At 59.8% G+C, this 18,396-nt stretch carries 16 protein-coding genes; 10 read left to right on the top strand and 6 right to left on the bottom strand.

The annotated features are described in order from the left end of the window. Position 1: 1 nt before the first annotated feature. Positions 2 to 2,053, bottom strand: coding sequence for a methionine--tRNA ligase (gene metG / locus ACA054_RS26845; protein ID WP_497686925.1), 2,052 nt, complete (start codon positions 2,051 to 2,053; stop codon positions 2 to 4). Positions 2,054 to 2,204: 151 nt separating this feature from the next. Between metG and apbC the strand changes: the two genes are divergently transcribed. Continuing rightward, positions 2,205 to 3,299: an iron-sulfur cluster carrier protein ApbC gene (gene apbC / locus ACA054_RS26840; RefSeq protein ID WP_008057550.1), complete on the top strand. Its 1,095-nt coding sequence runs from the start codon at positions 2,205 to 2,207 to the stop codon at positions 3,297 to 3,299. Between the two features lie 129 nt (positions 3,300 to 3,428). On the opposite strand, the gene ACA054_RS26835 is transcribed toward apbC, so the two are convergent. After that, positions 3,429 to 4,187: an SDR family oxidoreductase gene (locus tag ACA054_RS26835; RefSeq protein ID WP_497686924.1), complete on the bottom strand. Its 759-nt coding sequence runs from the start codon at positions 4,185 to 4,187 to the stop codon at positions 3,429 to 3,431. 163 nt (positions 4,188 to 4,350) lie between these two features. Between ACA054_RS26835 and ACA054_RS26830 the strand changes: the two genes are divergently transcribed. The 4 genes from ACA054_RS26830 to groL all read left to right on the top strand — a co-directional run bounded on the left by ACA054_RS26830 (position 4,351) and on the right by groL (position 7,863). Next, entirely contained in the window at positions 4,351 to 5,082 is a 732-nt protein-coding gene (locus ACA054_RS26830; protein ID WP_497686923.1) for a HugZ family pyridoxamine 5'-phosphate oxidase, read from the top strand. A gap of 66 nt (positions 5,083 to 5,148) precedes the next feature. Next, positions 5,149 to 5,625, top strand: coding sequence for an FxsA family protein (locus tag ACA054_RS26825; RefSeq protein ID WP_497686922.1), 477 nt, complete (start codon positions 5,149 to 5,151; stop codon positions 5,623 to 5,625). Positions 5,626 to 5,873: 248 nt separating this feature from the next. Beyond that, positions 5,874 to 6,167, top strand: a complete 294-nt coding sequence (locus ACA054_RS26820) for a co-chaperone GroES (protein WP_020799908.1) — start codon at positions 5,874 to 5,876, stop codon at positions 6,165 to 6,167. A gap of 49 nt (positions 6,168 to 6,216) precedes the next feature. Next, positions 6,217 to 7,863, top strand: coding sequence for a chaperonin GroEL (gene groL / locus ACA054_RS26815; protein ID WP_497636471.1), 1,647 nt, complete (start codon positions 6,217 to 6,219; stop codon positions 7,861 to 7,863). A gap of 198 nt (positions 7,864 to 8,061) precedes the next feature. Here groL and ACA054_RS26810 read toward each other — a convergent pair whose 3' ends face one another. Next, positions 8,062 to 8,805 (bottom strand): phosphatase PAP2 family protein, encoded by a 744-nt coding sequence (locus ACA054_RS26810; protein WP_497686921.1) that lies wholly within the window; start codon positions 8,803 to 8,805, stop codon positions 8,062 to 8,064. Between the two features lie 219 nt (positions 8,806 to 9,024). Between ACA054_RS26810 and colR the strand changes: the two genes are divergently transcribed. The 5 genes from colR (at position 9,025) to ACA054_RS26785 (ending at position 12,740) form a co-directional block, all read left to right on the top strand. After that, positions 9,025 to 9,708, top strand: coding sequence for a two-component system response regulator ColR (gene colR / locus ACA054_RS26805; RefSeq protein WP_053155177.1), 684 nt, complete (start codon positions 9,025 to 9,027; stop codon positions 9,706 to 9,708). Further along, a complete protein-coding gene (locus tag ACA054_RS26800) occupies positions 9,698 to 10,981 on the top strand; it encodes a sensor histidine kinase (protein ID WP_497686920.1) in 1,284 nt (427 codons plus the stop codon). Before colR ends, ACA054_RS26800 begins: the two co-directional genes overlap by 11 nt. A 155-nt stretch (positions 10,982 to 11,136) precedes the next feature. Next, positions 11,137 to 11,805 carry a class I SAM-dependent methyltransferase gene (locus ACA054_RS26795; protein ID WP_497690378.1) on the top strand — a complete coding sequence of 223 codons (669 nt, stop codon included), beginning with the start codon at positions 11,137 to 11,139 and terminating at the stop codon, positions 11,803 to 11,805. A gap of 3 nt (positions 11,806 to 11,808) precedes the next feature. Continuing rightward, positions 11,809 to 12,510, top strand: a complete 702-nt coding sequence (locus tag ACA054_RS26790) for a lipopolysaccharide kinase InaA family protein (protein WP_497686919.1) — start codon at positions 11,809 to 11,811, stop codon at positions 12,508 to 12,510. A 2-nt stretch (positions 12,511 to 12,512) separates the two neighbouring features. Further along, on the top strand, positions 12,513 to 12,740 hold the full coding sequence (locus ACA054_RS26785; protein ID WP_081504798.1) for a hypothetical protein: 228 nt from the start codon (positions 12,513 to 12,515) through the stop codon (positions 12,738 to 12,740). 171 nt (positions 12,741 to 12,911) lie between these two features. Here ACA054_RS26785 and ACA054_RS26780 read toward each other — a convergent pair whose 3' ends face one another. The 3 genes from ACA054_RS26780 to ACA054_RS26770 form a co-directional block, all read right to left on the bottom strand. Continuing rightward, positions 12,912 to 15,950, bottom strand: a complete 3,039-nt coding sequence (locus ACA054_RS26780) for a multidrug efflux RND transporter permease subunit (protein ID WP_497686918.1) — start codon at positions 15,948 to 15,950, stop codon at positions 12,912 to 12,914. A 14-nt stretch (positions 15,951 to 15,964) separates the two neighbouring features. Continuing rightward, a complete protein-coding gene (locus ACA054_RS26775) occupies positions 15,965 to 17,113 on the bottom strand; it encodes an efflux RND transporter periplasmic adaptor subunit (RefSeq protein WP_497686917.1) in 1,149 nt (382 codons plus the stop codon). Positions 17,114 to 17,292: 179 nt separating this feature from the next. After that, a complete protein-coding gene (locus ACA054_RS26770; protein ID WP_497686916.1) occupies positions 17,293 to 18,393 on the bottom strand; it encodes a DUF1513 domain-containing protein in 1,101 nt (366 codons plus the stop codon). Positions 18,394 to 18,396 lie beyond the last annotated feature (3 nt).

The raw sequence follows: 18,396 nt of genomic DNA, 5'->3' as shown, positions 1-18,396 counted from the left end.
CTTACTTGATCCGCTGACCAGGCTTGGCGCCGCTGTCAGGGCTGAGCAGGTAGATTTCTTCACCGCCAGGGCCGGCCGCCATCACCATGCCTTCGGAAATCCCGAATTTCATTTTGCGCGGCTTGAGGTTGGCGATCATCATCGTCAGGCGACCATCGAGCTTGGACGGGTCCGGGTAAGCACTCTTGATACCCGAGAACACGTTGCGTTGCTCGTCACCGATATCCAGGGTCAGGCGCAACAGCTTGTCGGCGCCCTCCACGTGCTCGGCCTTGACGATCAGGGCGACGCGCAGGTCAACCGCGGCAAAGGTGTCGAACTCGATTTCCGGCGACAGCGGATCCTTGGCCAGCTCGCCATTACCCGCTGGTGCAGCTTCGCCGGTGTCGGTCTGGCTGGCGGTCAGGTCTTCTTTCGAGGCGTCGGTCATGGCCTGCACTTTTACCGGGTCGATACGGGTCATCAGCGGCTTGAACTCGTTCAGCTGATGGTTGGCGAGCAAGGTCGCGTGGTCGTTCCAGGTCAGCGGCGCGACGTTGAGGAACGCCTCGGCATCGGCGGCCAGCAGCGGCAACACCGGTTTGAGGAAGATCACCAGTTGACGGAACAGGTTGACGCCGGTGGCGCAGATGGCCTGGACTTCATCCTGCTTGCCTTCCTGTTTGTTCAGCGACCACGGCGCCTTGTCGGCGATCCAGGCGTTGGCACGGTCGGCCAGGCCCATGATCTCGCGCATGGCGCGGGCAAAGTCGCGGGCTTCATAGGCGTCGGCGATGCTTGGCGCGGCGGCGAGGAACGCTTCGGTCAGCTCCGGCGCGGCGTTGGTCTCGACCATCACGCCGGCATTGCCCTTGTTGATGAACCCGGCGCAACGGCTGGCGATGTTGACGACTTTGCCGACCAGGTCGGAGTTGACCTTCTGCACGAAGTCTTCGAGGTTCAGGTCCAGGTCGTCGACGCCACGGCCCAGTTTGGCCGCGTAGTAGTAGCGCAGGTATTCCGGCGACAGGTGGTCCAGGTAGGTCCGGGCCTTGATGAAGGTGCCACGGGACTTGGACATTTTCTGACCGTTGACGGTCAGGTAGCCGTGCACGTTGATGCCGGTCGGTTTGCGGTAGCCCGCGCCTTCAAGCATTGCTGGCCAGAACAGGGCGTGGAAGTTGACGATGTCCTTGCCAATGAAATGGTACAGCTCGGCGGTGGAATCCTTGCCCCAGAACGCGTCGAAGTCCAGCTCCGGCGTGCGGTCGCAGAGGTTCTTGAAGCTCGCCATGTAGCCGATCGGCGCGTCCAGCCACACGTAGAAGTATTTGCCCGGCTCGTCGGGAATCTCGAAGCCGAAGTACGGCGCATCGCGGGAGATGTCCCACTGTTGCAGGCCGGCATCCAGCCACTCGGCGATTTTGTTGGCGACGGCGTCTTGCAGGGTGCCGCTGCGGGTCCAGGCTTGCAGCATTTCCTGGAAGTCCGGCAGCTTGAAGAAGAAGTGCTGGGAATCCTTGAGCACCGGGGTGGCGCCGGAAATCGCCGACTTTGGATCCTTCAGGTCGGTCGGTGCGTAGGTCGCGCCGCATTTTTCGCAGTTGTCGCCGTACTGGTCTTCGGTGCCGCATTTCGGGCAGGTGCCCTTGATGAAGCGGTCGGCCAGGAACATTTTCTTTTCCGGGTCGAAGTACTGCGTGATCGAACGCGTGGCGATGTGCCCGGCGTCACGCAGCTTGAGGTAGATCTGGCTCGACAGCTCACGGTTTTCTTCGGCGTGAGTGGAGTGGAAATTGTCGAAGTCCACCAGGAACTCGGCAAAGTCGGCGCTGTGTTCAGCCTGGACGTTGGCGATCAGTTGTTCCGGGGTGATGCCTTCCTTTTCCGCGCGCAGCATGATCGCCGAACCGTGGGCGTCGTCGGCGCAGACATAAATGCATTGGTTGCCGCGGTGCTTCTGGAATCGCACCCACATATCGGTCTGGATGTATTCCAGCATGTGGCCAAGATGGATCGAACCATTGGCATAGGGCAGGGCGCTGGTGACGAGGATCTTGCGTGGCTCGGACATGGGGCTCGGCTACTTGATGAAACGGAGGTCGGCCACTATAAAGCGCCGGCAAAGATATTTCACCCCTGCAAATCGTTGCCGGGCATGCCGTCCGGAAGACAGAAGGGGTAGGATACCGCCATCTTTTCCCAGTCTTGTTTCGGAGTTGCCCATGAGCGCCGTCAATCGCGCAGCGGTGGAAGCCGTCCTTCGCCAATACACCGACCCCTATCTGAACCAGGATCCGGTCAGCGCCGGTTGCGTGCGCAACATCGAGATCCAGGGCGAGCGCGTCAGCGTGCAGCTGGAACTGGGTTATGCCGCCGGTTTGTTCAAGAGTGGTTGGGCGCAGATGCTGCAAATGGCCATTGAAGGCCTTGACGGTGTCAGCGCTGCCCGCGTCGACATCACCAGTGTGATCGCCGCGCACAAGGCCCAGGCACAGATCCCGGGCCTGGCCAACGTCAAGAACGTCGTGGCCGTGGCATCCGGCAAGGGCGGCGTGGGCAAGTCCACCACCGCCGCCAACCTCGCGCTGGCGTTGGCCCGCGAAGGTGCCAAGGTCGGGATTCTCGATGCGGACATCTACGGTCCGAGCCAGGGCATCATGTTTGGCATCGCCGAAGGTACCCGCCCGCAGATCAAGGATCAGAAATGGTTCGTACCGATCCAGTCCCATGGCGTCGAAGTGATGTCCATGGCGTTCCTCACCGACGACAACACGCCGATGGTCTGGCGCGGGCCGATGGTCTCCGGCGCATTGCTGCAACTGGTGACGCAAACCGCGTGGGGCGACCTGGATTACCTGGTCATCGACATGCCGCCAGGCACCGGTGATATCCAGCTGACCCTGGCGCAGAAAGTCCCGGTGGCCGGCGCGGTGATCGTGACCACGCCACAGGACCTGGCATTGCTGGACGCACGCAAGGGCGTGGAGATGTTCCGCAAGGTCAACATCCCGGTGCTGGGCGTGGTGGAAAACATGGCCGTGCACATCTGCTCGAACTGTGGGCATGCCGAGCATCTGTTCGGTGAGGGTGGCGGTGTGAAACTGGCCAATCAGTATGGCGTCGAACTGTTGGCTTCGTTGCCGCTGGCGATGGCTATCCGCGAACAGGCCGATGGCGGCAAGCCGACAGTGATCGCCGAGCCGGACAGCCCGATTGCACTGGTTTACCAGGAACTGGCTCGCCATGTCGGCGCGCGGATTGTGTTGCAGGAAGCCGCTACGCCAGCGATGCCGAATATCACCATCAGCGACGATTGATGATCTGAAATGCTGTCCCCTGTGGGAGCGAGCCTGCTCGCGAATGCGGAGTGTCATTCAACAGATAAGTTGACTGATCTAACGCTTTCGCGAGCAGGCTCGCTCCCACATTTGTTTTTTTTGGTGGCTCTAGATACGCAACCCGCCATCCAATTCCAGAATCCGACCGGTGTAGTAGTCATTTTCGAAAATGTAAGCCGCCGAGTGGGCGATCTCTTCCGGTTTGCCCATACACTTGAGCGGAATCCCCGACGTTATCTTCTCCAGCGCTTCAGGTTTCATGCTCAGCGTCATTTCGGTTTCGATGAAGCCCGGTGCAATGGCGGCCACGCGAATGCCGTAGCGCGCCAGCTCCTTGGCCCAGGTCACGGTCGCCGCCGCGACACCGGCCTTGGCGGCGGAGTAGTTGGTCTGGCCGACGTTGCCGGCGCGGGATATCGACGAGATATTGATGATCGCGCCGCTGTTCTCGAGCTCGACCATTTTCGCCGCGACTTCACGGGTGCACAGGAATACACCGGTCAGGTTGACGTCGATGACCGCCTGCCACTGGGCCAGGCTCATCTTGGTCATTTCGCCATCCTTGACCTTGAGTAGCAGGCCGTCACGCAGGATCCCGGCGTTGTTGATCAGGCCATGGATCGCTCCGAAGTCCTCAGCGACCTGCGCGACCATGTGTGTCACTTGCTCTTCATTGGCGACGTTGCACAGGTAGGCGCGGGCCTCGACACCCTTGGCCGTGCAGGCGGCAACGGCGTCGTCGAGCTTTTCCTGGTTCAGGTCCACCAGCGCCAGCTTTGCGCCTTTGTCGGCGAAATACTCGGCCATCGAGCGGCCTAAACCTTGGCAACCGCCCGTGATAATGATTACTTTGTCAGTGAGTTGCATTCGTATGCCCCCGGTAGCAGATCTGAGTGATTTCCTTTTAGAGAGTCTCTCGATCTGCGCCTGATATGGCCTGGCTGCACATGAGAACTGCCCCATCGCGTACCGGGACTTTCCCGGTTCGCCCGTCCGTTTTTTCGACGGAATCTCTATAAGGAGTCATAAATTGAGCGTTGAAGCGGCCAAGAATGCCCGAGAATTGCTTCTCAAGGAATACCGTGGAGTGCTCTCGACGCATTCCAAGTCTATGCCAGGTTTCCCGTTTGGTTCTGTGGTGCCTTATTGCCTGGACGACGAGGGTCGACCGCTGATTTTGATCAGCCGCATCGCCCAACACACCCATAATCTGCAAAAAGACGCGAAATGCTCACTTTTTGTCGGCGAGCGTGGGGCTGAAGACGTGCAAGCCGTTGGTCGCCTGACCTACCTGGCCGAGGCGCAACAGATCGAAGACGAAGCTGCCATCGAGGCGGCTGCCGAACGTTACTACCGCTACTTCCCGGATTCGCAGAGCTATCACCAGGCCCATGATTTCGATTTCTGGGTGCTCAAGCCGGTGCGCCATCGCTACATTGGCGGGTTTGGCGCGATCCACTGGGTCAACGAGCTGACCCTGGCCAATCCGTTTGCCGGCAATGCCGAGGTGAGCATGATCGAGCACATGAACGCCGATCACGCCAAGGCCATTGCACATTACGTCGAGCTGGCCGGCCTGCCGAAAACCTCGCCAGCGACAATGGTGGGCATCGACAGCGAAGGCATGCACCTGCTCATTGGCCAAGGGCTGCACTGGTTGCCGTTTCAAGCACCTTGTAATACGCCGACACAAGTGCGCGAAGCCTTGGTTTTCCTGGCTCACGCCGAGCATTGGCCGAAAAATGCAGTGGCTGACGCTTGAATTCACGAAACGGCGACGTCATCTAAGGATTACTGGCAAGGCATTCTTGCGTTGAGGAACCATTTGATGCGCCCTTTTTTGTTGCTCTTTCTGCTGTTCCCGGTGTTGGAGCTGTTCGTATTCGTCAAGGTGGCAGGGGCTATCGGGTTTTTCCCGGCCCTGCTGCTGATCATTCTCGGCTCGATGTTCGGGGTATTTGTGTTGCGCGTCGCCGGGCTGGCCACAGCGCTGCGTGCCCGTGAAAGCCTGAACCGTGGCGAGCTGCCGGCCCAGACCATGCTTGAAGGCCTGATGCTGGCATTGGCCGGTGGCCTGTTGATCCTTCCGGGGTTCATCAGCGACGTGATCGGCCTGATCATGCTGCTACCGATCAGCCGTCGCCTGCTGGCCAATAAAATGCGCCAGCGTGCCGAGGAGCAAGCGATCCGCCAGCGTGCGTTCGCCGATGACCTCCAGTCCCGTGGCGGCCCTGTGCCACGCGAGCCACTGGGCCGCGAGCCGAACGTGATCGAAGGCGAGTTCGAACATCGCGATACCAAGTAACGCCCCTATCGACACGGCACCTTCGGGTGCCGTGTTCGTTTTCGGGAGATCGCCGTAAAAATTTTTCGATCCCCGCCCTTGTAATAAGCTTATGCGCCCTTATGTAACGGTCACCGCAAGGTTTCTGGTGATCACGCCAGACAGACTTCCGCGGTTCGCTCGACGAACCGCACCCGGCACCGCCGGACTTTGTTAAACCCGCCGGGACTACACCGGCCGATGAAAACCACAATTAGGAGAGATCGACAATGAAGCTTCGTCCTCTGCATGACCGCGTCGTCATCCGTCGCAGCGAAGAAGAAAAGAAAACCGCTGGCGGTATCGTCCTGCCAGGTTCGGCTGCTGAAAAAGCCAACAGCGGCGAAATCCTCGCTGTCGGCACCGGCCGCGTACTGGAAAACGGTGAAGTGCGTGCACTGTCCGTGAAAGTGGGCGACAAGGTTGTGTTCGGTCCTTACTCCGGCAGCAACACAGTGAAAGTCGACGGCGAAGACCTGCTGGTAATGAGCGAGAACGAAATCCTCGCTGTTGTCGAAGGCTGATTACCCGCTCATTTTCCCGTTACTACAAAGTATTTAAGGAATATCGATCATGGCTGCTAAAGAAGTTCTGTTTGGCGATTCCGCCCGCAAGAAAATGCTCAAAGGCGTCAACGTCCTGGCTGACGCGGTAAAAGCGACCCTGGGCCCGAAAGGCCGTAACGTGATCATCGAGAAGAGCTTCGGCGCTCCGACCATCACCAAGGACGGCGTTTCCGTAGCCAAAGAAATCGAACTGGAAGACCGTTTCGAAAACATGGGCGCGCAGCTGGTCAAAGACGTTGCCTCCCGTGCCAACGATGACGCAGGCGACGGCACCACCACTGCTACCGTTCTGGCTCAGTCGATCGTCAACGAAGGCCTGAAAGCCGTCGCTGCCGGCATGAACCCGATGGATCTGAAGCGCGGCATCGACAAGGCGACCATCGCCATTGTCAAAGAGCTGAAAAACCTGTCCAAGCCATGCGCTGACACCAAGGCAATCGCTCAGGTTGGCACCATCTCGGCCAACTCCGACAACTCCATCGGCGACATCATTGCCGAAGCCATGGAAAAAGTCGGTAAAGAAGGCGTGATCACCGTTGAAGAAGGCACTGGCCTGGAAAACGAACTGTCGGTTGTAGAAGGCATGCAGTTCGACCGTGGCTACCTGTCCCCGTACTTCGTCAACAAGCCGGAAACCATGGTTGCCGAGCTGGACAACCCGCTGGTTCTGCTGGTCGACAAAAAGATCTCGAACATCCGCGAAATGCTGCCAGTGCTGGAAGCCGTTGCCAAAGCCGGCCGTCCACTGCTGATCGTTTCCGAAGACGTTGAAGGCGAAGCCCTGGCGACTCTGGTCGTGAACAACATGCGTGGCATCGTTAAAGTCGCAGCCGTCAAGGCGCCAGGCTTCGGCGACCGTCGCAAGGCCATGCTGCAGGACATCGCCGTTCTGACCGGCGGTACCGTTATCTCCGAAGAGATCGGCCTGAGCCTGGAAGCAGCCACCCTGGAAAACCTGGGCAGCGCCAAGCGCGTGACCATCTCCAAGGAAAACACCATCATCGTTGACGGTGCTGGCGTAGCAGGCGACATCGAGTCCCGCATTGCTCAGATCCGTGCCCAGGTTGCCGAGACTTCCTCGGACTACGACCGTGAAAAACTGCAAGAGCGTCTGGCCAAGCTGTCCGGCGGCGTTGCAGTGATCAAGGTTGGCGCTGGCTCCGAAGTCGAAATGAAAGAGAAGAAAGCCCGCGTTGAAGACGCCCTGCACGCTACCCGTGCAGCCGTTGAAGAAGGCGTGGTACCTGGCGGTGGCGTTGCGCTGATCCGCGCTCTGCAAACCCTGAACGATCTGAAAGGCGACAACGCTGATCAGGACGTAGGTATCGCTGTTCTGCGCCGTGCCGTTGAAGCACCGCTGCGTCAAATCGCTGCCAACAGCGGTGACGAGCCAAGCGTTGTGGTCAACGAAGTCAAGAACGGCAAAGGTAACTTCGGTTACAACGCTGCGACTGGCGAATACGGCGACATGATCGAAATGGGCATCCTGGATCCGACCAAGGTCACCCGTTCCGCGCTGCAAGCTGCATCGTCGATCGGCGGTCTGATCCTGACCACCGAAGCTGCGGTAGCTGATGCACCGAAGAAAGACAGCGGTGCTGGCGGCGGCATGCCAGACATGGGCGGTATGGGCGGCATGGGCGGCATGATGTAAGCCAGCCTTACCCCCTGTACTAAAAACCCCGCCCGCGTAAGCAGGCGGGGTTTTTTATTACCTTCGGCATGGCTTTGACGCCAGACCGCAGCGCGGCCATCGCGGGCAAGCCTTGCTCCTACAGGTATGTGGTGTTACGCAGGCATTGTGTCCGACTCAGTTCCTGTAGGAGCAAGGCTTGCCCGCGATGGCGTCAGTTCAGACGCTTACAGGTTCCCTCTCGACTACCCGCTCAGCTTTCAATGCTGGCCGATAAAGAATCCAGTAATACGCCCCCAGGCAAATCAGCCAGCAGAACACCGCCGTCCACACGTTGTGCGAGAAAAAATGCGCCCCCTGCAGCATCCGTCCGATGGAAAACACCGTGCCCAGGGCGAAGGCGAAAACAAACGCCCCCCGAGCCATGCGTGGACGGCGATCACGCAATACGAAGAACAGCGCAAACAGGGTGAAACCGGTCGCGGCGTGACCGCCAGGCCAGCAACGACCCGGTTTTTCCGTGGCCGGACGCGGGCTTAACAATTCGCTGTAGGTCTCGTGACCGCCGAATTGCTCAAGGCTCCACGGGCATTGCACCGCCGTTACCGCTTTCATCGGGGTAACGAAGGAAGTCGCCAGACCCAAGGACAGCACCAGGCAGCCCAATTCCCGCTTGAACGGCTTGAGCCAGGTCATGAAGAACGAACCGACAAAACCGAGGATAGCCAGCACCGAGAAGGCGATGACCACTTGCTTGGCGCGGTCATGCAGGACGGTTTCCAGGAAATAACTGTGCCGCCCGATGAATTCCCCGGCGACCGGGTCGTAGAACAGCCTGGCCAGGTCCATGTCCAGGGTCGTCAGTTCGAGCAATACCAGAATGATTGCTGCAACGGCGGGAACTCCCAGGCACACCCAGAAGTTGAGCGGCCGGGAAGCGGGGCGTGCAAAGATCGAAACCATGGCAAATCCTTGGTCAGTGAAATGTTCTTGGATACGCAGCCGCATGGAGTCTGCGCTCTATCCTGTCGTCAACCTGTGAACCGACAGTGAAAAAAACGTTGCGGCCTGAGCCGGCCATTTCGCCAAACTGACGACTGCACACAACCCTGGCCCTGAGTCACACTTGGCCTTAAGCTGCGCGGGCCAAGACGGCCGTTACTGTGTACGGAGGAGGTGCCCATGCGAATTTTATTGGTTGAAGACAACCGCGATATCCTGGCCAATCTGGCCGATTATCTGGGACTCAAAGGCTATACCGTGGATTGCGCACAGGACGGTTTGTCGGGCCTGCATCTGGCGGCCACCGAGCATTACGACTTGATCGTGCTCGATATCATGCTGCCCGGCATCGACGGTTACACCCTGTGCAAACGCCTGCGCGAAGATGCCCGGCGCGACACGCCGGTGATCATGCTCACCGCGCGCGATCAACTGGACGACCGGCTGCAGGGCTTCAAGTCCGGTGCCGACGATTATCTGATCAAACCCTTCGCCTTGTCTGAACTGGCGGCGCGGGTCGAAGCAGTGATGCGTCGCACCCAGGGGGGCGGTCGCCGAACCTTGCAAGTCGGCGACCTGAGTTATGACCTCGACACGCTGGAAGTCACCCGCGAAGGCCGATTGCTCAAACTCAACCCGGTAGGCCTGAAGTTGCTGGCGGTCCTGATGCAGAAAAGCCCGCATGTGCTGCGCCGTGAAATTCTCGAAGAGGCCCTGTGGGGCGATGACTGCCCGGACAGCGACAGCCTGCGCAGCCACGTCCATCAATTGCGCCAGGTGATCGACAAGCCGTTCGCCAAACCGCTGCTGCAAACCGTGCACGGTGTGGGTTACCGCTTGGCCGAGGGGCGTGATGGAGTTTAGACAGAGCCTTGCTCAACGGATCATCATTGCCTTTGCGCTGATGAGCGCACTGGTGGCGGGCGCCTTTGCCATGGGCATCGTCGCCACTGTGCACCTGGTGGAAGAAAAACTGATCTCGGCGGGCCTGGGCGGCGATTTGCAGCGCCTGTTGCTGATGGACAAAGTCTCGGACTGGAGCCATCGCCCGGAACCGGACCAGTTGTTCTATTTCAGCGGCGGGCCGGGCGATTTCGAGTTGCCCAAGGATTTGCGGCACCTGGATTCGGGGTTTCACGAGGTCTTTCGCGAGCAGCTGTCGTACCACGCGATGGTCGAGATCGTCGATGGCCGGCGATATGTGCTGTTGCAGGACCAGAGTGACTTCGAAGAACGCGAGCGGGTGCTGTTTGCCGTGGTGCTGGTGGGTTTCGTGCTGAGTCTGGCGCTGGCGGTGTTCCTCGGCTGGGTGCTGGCACGCAAGGTGATGGCACCGGTGGTAAGGCTGGCGCGCCAGGTACGTCATCGCGATCAGTTGCTGGGGCTGGCACCGCCTCTGGCGCCGGATTATGCGGCCGATGAAGTGGGCGAGCTGGCCGTGGCCTTCGACGCTACCCTCGGCCGTTTGCGTCAGGCGCTGACCCGCGAGCGCATGTTCACCAGTGACGTCAGCCATGAACTGCGTACACCCTTGATGGTGCTGGCCAGTTCCTGCGAGTTGCTGTTGGAAAACCCAGGCATCGATCAGCGCGGCCGCGCTCAGGTCGAGCGAATTGCCCGTGCCAGTGAAGAGATGCGCGAGCTGGTACAAACCTTCCTGATGCTGGCCCGCGCTCAGCGCGAAGACACCTGCATGTCTGCGCAGCAGACGCTGGGCGAAGTGGCCGATGGCTTGATCAGCCTGTGGCGCGGGCCGATCGAGGCCAAAGGCCTCAAGCTGATTGTCGACTGGGGAAACCCACAGAATACTCGTTACAACGCGACGCTTCTGCATGCGGTCATGGGCAACCTGTTGCGTAACGCGCTGCATTACACCGAGCAGGGGTTTATCCGACTGAGCCTGACGCCTTTGGGGTTCATGGTCGAGGACAGTGGCGTGGGCATTCCCGAAGAAAAACGCGAAGCGATGTTCGAACCTTTCGTGCGCGGTAACGAGAAACGCGGAGAGGGCCTCGGGCTTGGGCTATCGTTAGTACAACGGATCTGTGAAAACCAGGGCTGGAGCGTCAGCCTGACGACCATGGATCCCAATGGCTGTCGCTTTCAGGTTCAGTTCAATTCCTCGAATGTGAGGTGATCGGCCGGAAGAGGGTTGATCGAGGTCGTCGCCTTGTAAAATCTCGAAACGATTCGAGGTTTCCCATTACAAATTTTTCACAATCACATGACCTGACACTGACACATCGCTACCTAAGGTGGTCGGTATCAGAAGCTCAGGAGACATTGAAGATGGTGGATGGCCCGATCAAACTGGATTTTTCCAACAAGTACGACGATCAACACGCCCAACGTTACCTGCAAAAACATAAGGATGGCGTGGGCCGCCGCCTGTCCCACTGGCGTGACGTACAAATGGCGCGCAAGGCGCTGGCGTTGGTCGGCGAGCCGGGCCTGGTCCTCGATCTGCCCTGTGGCGCGGGGCGTTTCTGGCCGATGCTGGCGGAAAAACCCAACCGCGTGATCATCGGCGCCGACAACTCCGAGTCCATGATCAAGATCGCTACACAGTCGCAACCGGCTGAAGTGGTGAAACGGGTACAACCCTTGCAGACGTCCGCGTTCGACATCGCCTTGCCGGATAACGCCGTCGACAGTATTTTCTGCATGCGTTTGCTCCACCACATCGGTGAAGCCGAGCATCGACTGGCGATCTTGCGCGAATTCGAGCGTGTCAGCCGAGACAGCGTCATCCTCTCACTGTGGGTCGACGGCAACTTCAAAGCCTGGAAACGCAAGCGCGCCGAGCGAACCCGTGGGCAGGAAGGTTACCAAAACCGATTTGTGTTACCGGCAGCGATGGTAGAAAAAGAATTTGAGCAGGCAGGTTTCCGAATTCAGGAACGACTCGACTTTTTACCGCTCTATGCCATGTGGCGAGTTTATGTATTACGCAAGAGGTAACAGATGGCAGAGCAGTACGCAGCAGGTTCCCAGGACCGATTCGATTATTTCTGGAATCAGCGCGGAGAATGGGTGGAAGAGCCTAACGTCCGGCGCGGTGGTGAGAGTGGCGTGCAGCGCCTCATGGGCAGTGATGGACAACTGCTCTACGTAAAACGCCAGACCGGCCATATCCATCGTGATCTTTTGCACCCTTTTGGACGGCCGACGGTGTTGCGCGAGCGTGATGCACTCACCGGCCTGCACCTGCTCGGTGTGCGAGTTCCGGAAATCGTTTTCTGCGCTGCGCAACGCGATCCGGTGCACAAATGGCGCGCATTGCTGGTGACCAAGTCCTTGGACGGCTTCGAGGAAATCGAACATTGGTACGCCGGTGGCGGACGCGAGCGCCATGGTGAGGCTGTGCACGATCGCGTGCTCAAGGACTTGGCCGAGAATCTGGCGCGGATGCACAAGGGTCGCTGGCAACACAGCTGCATCTATATCAAGCACGTATTCGTTCGCGTCACCGGTGAGGGCGAGGCTGCCAAAGTCGAGGTTGCCTTGATCGATCTGGAGAAGTGCCGGCAGCGATTGAGCGCTCGGCAGGCTGCTGCCCATGACATGAAGCAGCTGCGCCGCCACTCGTCATTCAGCACGACGGACTGGAAGAAACTCGTCTATTTTTATGAGACGGCGTTTGGCAGCGCTATCAAAGGTTTATAGCAATGAAACTTGAAGTTGCGCGAGGTTTGTTTCTGGTAGGAGCCTTGGCAGTTGCTTCACTCGCGGTGGCGGCATGGGAGCAGCCCCGCACGCAAGTCCTCAGTTCAGTACACAGTGACGCGCACTGTCCGTTGCCACGGGTTGCCAAGGCATCCGTCGCAACTCAACCCGATCATGATTTGTTGCTGTTCATGTTCGGACTTTCTCAAGGACTGAGGCCGCAAAGTTGAACAGATTGAAGCCCAAATAAAAGGCCTCGCTGATGCGAGGCCTTTTTTGTGCCCGAATTTCAAGCCTTGCACGAATCGTTGTGGGAGCGAGCCTGCTCGCGAATGCGGTGTGTCAGTCAGCATTGATGTAAATGTCACACCGCCTTCGCGAGCAGGCTCGCTCCCACAGGGTTATGGTTGTTCTTTTGGCTTGTCGGGTTTTGCCAGCAAGGTGTAAACGCACGGCAGCACGAACAGGGTAAACAACGTACCAATCGACATCCCCGTCGCGATCACCATACCGATGTCAAACCGGCTCACCGCCCCCGCCCCCGTGGCGATGATCAATGGCACCATACCGAACACCATTGCCGCCGTTGTCATCAACACCGGACGCAGACGAATGGCCGCGGCTTCCTCCACCGCCTCGCGGGGCGTCAGGCCCTTGTCCTTGCGCAGCTGGTTGGCGAATTCGACGATCAGGATCCCGTGCTTGCTGATCAGGCCGATCAACGTCACCAGCCCGACCTGGGTATAGATGTTCATGCTCGACCAGCCGAGGAACAGTGGCAGCAATGCGCCGCAGATCGACAGCGGTACGGTCACCAGGATCACCAGCGGGTCGCGGAAGCTTTCGAACTGGGCAGCCAGCACCAGGAAGATGATCGCCAATGCCAGGGCGAAGGTCACCCATAGCGCACTGCCTTCCTGAACGTATTGCCGCGATGCGCCGGCATAATCGAAGGCAAAGCCTGCCGGCGCTTCTTCCCGGGCGATCTGACGCACGGCGTCGATGGCTTCACCCATGCTGACCAGCGGCACCCCGGACAGGATCGCCGAGTTGAGTTGCTGGAACTGGTTCAGTTGCCGCGGGCGCGCCCGGTCGGTCACGGTAATCAGGGTCGAGAGGGCGAGCAGTTCGCCCTGGGTGTTCTTGACGTAGTAATTGTTCAGCCAGTCAGGGTTATCCCGGAAGGGCCGTTCGACCTGGGCAATGACTTTGTAGCTGCGTCCCTCGACGGTGAAACGGTTGATTTCCGCTTCACCCAGCAACGTCGCCAGTGTCCCGCCCAGATCCTGCATCGACACACCCATCTGAGCCGCCTTGGCGCGATCGATATCCACCACCACTTCAGGCTTGTCGAAGGCGAGGTCGACGTCGACGAAGGCGAATTTGCCCGACTCCATCGCGCGTTTTTTCACCCGGTCGACCACTTGCAGCAGCAACTCGTAATCGTTGGCGGTGTTGATGACGAACTGGAACGGCAGACCCTCGCCGGTGCCCGGCAGGGAAGGCAGGTTGAAGCCGAAAACCTGCAACCCGGAAATGCTCTCCAGCTTGGCCTGGACCTCGGGCAGGATCGCCATCTGCGTCCGGCTGCGGTCGTCCCAGGGCTTGAGCAGGAAACCGCCGATACCCGATTGCACACCGTTGAAGCCGTTGATCTGGAACGACGAGTAGTACTCGGGAAACGCCTTGAAGATCGTGATGAACTCGTCGGTGTAGGTGTTCAAGTAGTTGAGGTTGGTCGGTTGCGGAGCGTTGGCCAGCATAAAAATGATGCCCTGGTCCTCATCCGGTGCCAGTTCCGACTTGGTGAACTTGAGCAGCACAGGAATCAGGCACAGCACGATCACCGCGAACACCAGCACCACCGGCCGGGTGTTGAGGGTGCCGTGGAGCATTGTCTGGTAACGGCGCTTGAGGCTTTCGAAAATCATGTCCAGGCGATGGGCCAGGCCCGTGGGGTTTTCATCGTGACGCAGCAGCAGGGCGCACATCATCGGCGACAGGGTCAGGGCGACGATGCCGGAGATCACCACCGCACCGGCCAGCGTCAGGGCGAACTCCTTGAACAAGGCCCCCGTAAGACCCGTCAGGAAGCCGATCGGCGCATACACCGCCGCCAGGGTGATGGTCATCGAGACCACCGGCATGGCGATCTCCCGGGCGCCCTCGATGGCGGCGTCCAGCGGTGTCTTGCCTTCCTCGATGTGGCGGTGGATGTTTTCCACCACCACGATGGCATCGTCCACCACCAGGCCGATGGCCAATACCATCGCCAGCAGGGTCAGCAGGTTCAAGGAATAACCCATCATCTGCATGAAGAACATCACGCCGATCATCGACAGCGGAATGGTGACCACCGGGATCACCACCGAGCGCAACGCACCGAGGAACAGGAACACCACCACGATCACGATCAGCACCGCTTCGAACAGGGTCTTGATCACTTCGTTGATCGAGGCCTGGATGAACAGCGTGGCGTCGTAGGCAATTTCTGCCTCGAGGTTGGGCGGCAACTGGGCCTCCAGCTCCGGCATGATCTTGCGCACTTCCTTGATCACGTCCAGCGGGTTGGCCGCGGGCGTGGCCTTGATGCCGATGTACACCGAGGGCGTACCGCCGAACGAGCTGATGGTGTCGTAGTTCTCCGCCCCCATCTCGACCCGCGCGACATCGCGCAGCAGCACGCGACTGTCACCGTCGACCTTGAGCGGGATCGAGGCGAAGGCTTCGGCTGATTTGAGCTCGGTGTTGGCGTTGATGCTGGTGACCACGTACTCGCCTTTCACTTCGCCAGCGGCGGAAAGGAAGTTGTACTGGCGCACCGCGTTGGTCACGTCGCTGGCGCTCAGGCCGAAACCGGCCAGCTTCACCGGGTCCAGCCACAGGCGCATGGCGAATACCTGGTTACCGAGAATCTCGGCTTCGGCCATGCCCGGCAGGGTCGCCAGTTTCGGCTGGATGACGCGCGACAGGTAGTCGGTAATCTGCGGGTTGCTCAGTTCCTTGCTGAAGAAACTGATGTACATCAGCGCCGAGGCATCGGCGGCTTCCTTGCTCAGCACCGGGTCTTCGGCATCCTGGGGCAGCTGGTTCTTGACCTCGTTGGCCTTGGCCAGCAGCTCGGTGAACAAGCGGTCGCTGTTGGCGCCGATGCGCGCGTAGATCGATATCACCGAGAAATTCTGGCGACTGACCGAGGTCATGTAGTCGATACCCTCGGCGCTGGCCAGGCTCTGTTGCAACGGTTGGGTGATGTAGCCCTGGATGGTTTCGGCGTTGGCCCCGGGGTACGCCGTGGTGACCGTGATCAGGGCATTTTCCATTTGCGGGTATTGGCGCAGCGGCAACTTGCTCCAGGCCTGGAAGCCCAGCAGCACAATCAACAGGCTGACCACGGTGGCGAGCACCGGGCGACGGATGAACGGGTCGGTAAAAGCCATTGGGGGTTCCTTGATCAGTCCGCGCGTGGCGGACTGTTCTTCTCGGCCAGGGTCTTGTCGTCGCTGATGGCGATGTGCGCACCGTTGTCCAGTTTGATCTGGCCGGCCGTGACCACTTTTACGCCGTTCTGCACGCCTTTGGTGATCACCACCTGCCCGTCGCGGCGTTCACCGGTTTCAATGAAGCGCCGTTCAGCGATCAGGATCGGTTGGCCCTTGTCGTCTTTTTCGAGGCTGCCGTCTTCGGCCTTTTTCTCTGCGACTACATAAAGGGAGTTGCCATAGAGTGTGTAGGTGATCGCGCTTTCCGGCACGACGATGCTCGGCTTAGGGTCGGGCAACATGACCTGCAGGCTGGCGAACATGCCTGGCAGCAGCTTGCCATCGGGGTTGGCCAGGGTCGCGCGGACCTGCATGTTGCGCGTGCTGTTTTCCAGTTTCGGGTTGATCGCACTGATGGTGCCGGGGAAGGTCTGGGTCGGATAGGCCGCGACGATGATTTCAACCGGCTGGCCGAGTGCAATCTTCGGCACCGACTGCTCGGGCACAAAAAAGTCGACGTAGAGGCTGCTGAGGTCTTGCAGGGTGGCGATCATGGTGCCACTGGCCAGGTAGTCGCCAACGTCCACCTGCCGAATGCCGATGGTCCCGCTGAAGGGGGCGACGATGCTTTTTTTGCCGAGCGCAGCCTTGAGTTGATTGACCGTGGCCCTGCTCTTTTTCTGTACCGCCGACAGTCGATCGAACTCGCCTTTGGAGATGGCCTGGCTGCCCACCAGCTGGCTACCGCGACCGTAATCGAGTTGGGCCAGCCCGAGGTCGGCCAGGGCGGTTTCGAGCAAGGCGCTTTCCACGGCGCTGTCCAGGCGCAACAGTGGTTGACCGGCTTTGACTTTCTGCCCGGACTCGAACTGCAAATCGACGACCGTGCCGTCGGTCTCCAGGCTCAGGTCTACGCCTTGCAGCGCCTTGAGGGTGCCTACGGTAGGCAGGCGAGCTTGCCATGGCCGCTCGGTGGCCGTGGCCACGGCGACGCTGATCGGCGGTTTGGGCGCGGAGAAGCCTTGAACCATCGTGTAGATGGAGAAGGCTTTGTAACCGGCCAGGACCAGCACGATCAACAGAACTACACCCAACATGATCAGCATGCGGCGACGCAGCATATTTCCAGTTCCTTGGAGAAATCAGGTGAGACAGTGGGGCACATTACCGCGAGTGGGAAGGGGAATCCAATGGGGGATTTTTGTTGGATCCGGAAAAGATCGCAGCCTTCGGCAGCTCCTACAGGGATAGGGTGTACACCTGTAGGAGCTGCCGAAGGCTGCGATCTTTTGGGCTTGACTCACGCCATCAAGTGAAGATGGTTGTCCCAGAGCCCCGCAGGCAGTTCCAGCGGTTTGGCGAGCAAACTCGTCAGGCGGCAATCGTAGTACCGGCAGCGCCCCTGGCCCGAGGTCACGACGAATCCGTCGGCCACCGCGCCCACCCCGGCGCAATCGGGCAGTGGCGCGTCGAGCCGCACTTCGCCGCTGTCCAGGTCCCAGATGAAAAAGCGATTGCCCCGAGGCGCGGTCAACGCGACCAGGCGCAAGTCGCTGTGCACCGCAACGCTGGCGGTGTAATGCCCCATGGCCTGCAATTGATGCTCGGGTACCGGGAACGCCACGAACGGCTTGCCAGGACGCTTGATCGCCAGCAGCTCCGAGTGTTCATGAGCCGCCCCCATGAATTGCTGGCCGGCGACGATGGTGCCGTCACTGGCAATGCCCAGGTGACGCACGCTGTTCATCTGCTGGCCGAGGGTTTCCTTGCTCAGCAGGGTGCCGTCGCGCTGCATCAGGACCAGGCTCGGCTCCATGGCATTGAGGTTCATCTCGACCCGGCTTTCGGCTTCAGTGCGGATGCCGCCGTTAGCCACCACCAGGGTTTCGCCGTCGGGCATCCACGACACTTGATGCGGGCCGATGCCGTGGGTGGAAATCTCGCCACTGTGTACCAACCGTTCGCCTTCGAACTTGTACACGCCGAGCAGGCCGCGACCCGGATCGGTGGTGTCGTTTTCGGTGGCGTACAGCCAGTCACCGCTGTGGTGAATCACCGCGTGACCGTAGAAGTGCCGGTTCGGCTGCGACGTCACGGTTTGCAGGAGCGTGCCGTCACGCAGGTCGATCATGTAGCTCTCGGTGCCCGGACGCCGGGCAACGAACAGCGCGATCGGCAGCGCAGGGTGGTTGATGATGTCGTGGCAGCGCTGGCCGACCTGGGTGGCAAACACCCGGGTGCCGTCCAGCCGGTAACCGACGGCGTAGTGCTTGCCGTCGGTATCGTCCCGCGCCGAGAGCAGCAGCGGGCTTTTATCCTTGTGCCTGAACAGCGTCCAGCCGCTTAGTGTCACCGCACCCAGCAGCAAACTCCCTAACTTCAGAGCCTGGCGTCGCAGCATGGA

The sequence above is a fragment of the Pseudomonas sp. LBUM1653 genome (genome assembly GCF_059716115.1).
This window is presented reverse-complemented; position numbering and strand designations above follow the sequence as displayed.

Bases quoted from the DNA above. Each gene is read 5' to 3' on its own strand.
- groL (WP_497636471.1), top strand. From the start codon at position 6,217: ATGGCTGCTAAAGAAGTTCTGTTTGGCGATTCCGCCCGCAAGAAAATG.
- ACA054_RS26770 (WP_497686916.1), bottom strand. From the start codon at position 18,393: ATGCTGCGACGCCAGGCTCTGAAGTTAGGGAGTTTGCTGCTGGGTGCG.
- ACA054_RS26820 (WP_020799908.1), top strand. From the start codon at position 5,874: ATGAAGCTTCGTCCTCTGCATGACCGCGTCGTCATCCGTCGCAGCGAA.
- ACA054_RS26775 (WP_497686917.1), bottom strand. From the start codon at position 17,113: ATGCTGCGTCGCCGCATGCTGATCATGTTGGGTGTAGTTCTGTTGATC.
- ACA054_RS26790 (WP_497686919.1), top strand. From the start codon at position 11,809: ATGGCAGAGCAGTACGCAGCAGGTTCCCAGGACCGATTCGATTATTTC.
- metG (WP_497686925.1), bottom strand. From the start codon at position 2,053: ATGTCCGAGCCACGCAAGATCCTCGTCACCAGCGCCCTGCCCTATGCC.
- ACA054_RS26780 (WP_497686918.1), bottom strand. From the start codon at position 15,950: ATGGCTTTTACCGACCCGTTCATCCGTCGCCCGGTGCTCGCCACCGTG.
- ACA054_RS26800 (WP_497686920.1), top strand. From the start codon at position 9,698: ATGGAGTTTAGACAGAGCCTTGCTCAACGGATCATCATTGCCTTTGCG.
- ACA054_RS26825 (WP_497686922.1), top strand. From the start codon at position 5,149: ATGCGCCCTTTTTTGTTGCTCTTTCTGCTGTTCCCGGTGTTGGAGCTG.
- apbC (WP_008057550.1), top strand. From the start codon at position 2,205: ATGAGCGCCGTCAATCGCGCAGCGGTGGAAGCCGTCCTTCGCCAATAC.
- colR (WP_053155177.1), top strand. From the start codon at position 9,025: ATGCGAATTTTATTGGTTGAAGACAACCGCGATATCCTGGCCAATCTG.
- ACA054_RS26785 (WP_081504798.1), top strand. From the start codon at position 12,513: ATGAAACTTGAAGTTGCGCGAGGTTTGTTTCTGGTAGGAGCCTTGGCA.
- ACA054_RS26835 (WP_497686924.1), bottom strand. From the start codon at position 4,187: ATGCAACTCACTGACAAAGTAATCATTATCACGGGCGGTTGCCAAGGT.
- ACA054_RS26810 (WP_497686921.1), bottom strand. From the start codon at position 8,805: ATGGTTTCGATCTTTGCACGCCCCGCTTCCCGGCCGCTCAACTTCTGG.